The sequence below is a fragment of the Rhodoferax sp. RT5P35 genome (genome assembly GCF_056521385.1).
The window spans coordinates 1-1,588 of the sequence record NZ_JBWMAX010000093.1 but is presented as its reverse complement, the minus strand read 5'-3'; the positions used below and the strand labels follow the sequence as shown (position 1 = coordinate 1,588).

Annotated in this window: 3 protein-coding genes; all 3 read right to left on the bottom strand. The window is 65.7% G+C overall.

Translation table 11 applies throughout. The annotated features are described in order from the left end of the window. Positions 1 to 561, bottom strand: a 561-nt coding sequence (locus AC097L_RS23885; RefSeq protein ID WP_479589221.1) for a cytochrome b/b6 domain-containing protein, incomplete at its 3' end; no start/stop codon positions are given. Positions 562 to 572: 11 nt separating this feature from the next. Next, positions 573 to 1,079 carry a diheme cytochrome c gene (locus AC097L_RS23880; RefSeq protein WP_479589220.1) on the bottom strand — a complete coding sequence of 169 codons (507 nt, stop codon included), beginning with the start codon at positions 1,077 to 1,079 and terminating at the stop codon, positions 573 to 575. 23 nt (positions 1,080 to 1,102) lie between these two features. Beyond that, positions 1,103 to 1,504 (bottom strand): DUF1924 domain-containing protein, encoded by a 402-nt coding sequence (locus tag AC097L_RS23875; protein WP_479589219.1) that lies wholly within the window; start codon positions 1,502 to 1,504, stop codon positions 1,103 to 1,105. Between the last annotated feature and the right edge of the window lie 84 nt (positions 1,505 to 1,588).

Genomic DNA, 1,588 nt, shown 5'->3' with positions numbered 1-1,588 from the left:
TCCGACCTGCCCGGCAAGCATGTTGCGGGCCACGTTCTTGCGGCGCAGCACACTCAGGGCCAGCATCACCGCCAGGTGGCCCAGCACCAGCGCCAGAAAGGCGTTGCCAAAAAATTCATGCACCTCGCCCAACCAGTCGCCCCACTCGCTGTAGGTGGCATAGCCCGACAGGGTCAACGGCAAGGCCAGCACCAACAGGCCTGCCACCGCTACCGCCATGGCCAGGTTCTGCGCCTGGCGGCCATCCACGGCTTGCAGCGATGCCACAGAGGCCAGCCACCGTGGCAGGCCCGCCAGCTTGCGCCACAGCAGCGACAAACGGGCCTGGCGGGGGCCGACCAGCCCATACACCACCCGAAAAGCCAACAAACCGGCCAGGGTGTAGCCCAAGGTGACGTGCAACATGCGCCAGCCCTCGCCATCGGCGGTGAGGTAGGCCCCCACAAAGCTCAGGGCAAACAGCCAGTGGAAGACGCGGGTGGGCGCGTCCACCACCCGGCGGGTACGGGGTGGGGTGGGGCCGCTGGATGCGGCGGCAGACGATGGGGTCATTGCGTTCATGGGGAGCTCCTTCAGTCGTCCCAGTTGCGCCGAAAGCGCGCATCCAGGCCTTTGGGGAAAGTGATTTCCGATTCGCGGAAACTGCCGGTATCGGCGCGGGTGTGGCAGGGCATGCAGTTGGCCGCGCTCTTCACAGCCGACTGTTTCCAGATGGCCGGGTCCAGCTCGCGGTGTTTGCGGATGAACCAGTCCGACTGCGTGATGCGGTCTTGTGGCGGCGGCGCGCTCACGCGCTTGTAGGTGCCGGCGTGGGTCTGCAGCCAGGTGCTGATCTCGCGCACGCTGGCTTCGTCCAGCGAAGCGTCGGTGCCGTAGTGCTGGCCCAGCGAACCCATCAAGTGCTTCCACGAAGCCGCAGGCAGCATGCCCGGTGGATAGGCGATGTGGCAGGCCACGCATTCCTGCTGGAACTTGGGCAAGGGCGCGGGCATGGGCACGCGGGAATCGGCCCAGGTGCCCCAAGACAACAGCGTAGCCCCCAGTGCCAGGGCGCAGCGGTGGGCGAAAAGATGGTGCATGGTGGTATCTCCGAGAAGGGGGTTCAACGCTTTAGCGCCATCAGCCAGGCCAGCACATCGGCTTTTTCGGTAGCGCTGCATTCACGCGCCAACACGTCATTGCAGTTGCGGCGAAACCATTTTTCGGTCTTGGCGGCATCGGTGAAACGTTGGGGGTTGAAGGCCGGTGCCAGCGCGGCGATGGACTTGCCGGTGCTGGCGTGTTGGCCGTCCACCGTGGGCGATGCCGTGTGGCACGAGGCGCAGGTCCACTCTTTGCCGTGGCGGGTGGTGAACAGCTGCTGCCCGCGTGCGGCCTGGGCGGGCGCACCTGCCTGGGCGGTGTAGCCTGCCAGTTGCTCAGTGGGTGTGGTGGCCAGCGCCCACGGGGCCCAGGCCAGTGCGCCCCACAGCAGCCCGCGGGCGATTGAAGTCAAGATGTCCATGCGTCCTCCATGCAGCCATGGTAGGAAGCGCAGATTATCGAAAACTTAAGGTCTACAAACGATCCAGCGACGCATCCCGGGGCT

Coding starts and splice junctions, on each gene's coding strand:
- AC097L_RS23880 (WP_479589220.1), bottom strand. CDS start 1,079: ATGCACCATCTTTTCGCCCACCGCTGCGCCCTGGCACTGGGGGCTACG.
- AC097L_RS23875 (WP_479589219.1), bottom strand. CDS start 1,504: ATGGACATCTTGACTTCAATCGCCCGCGGGCTGCTGTGGGGCGCACTG.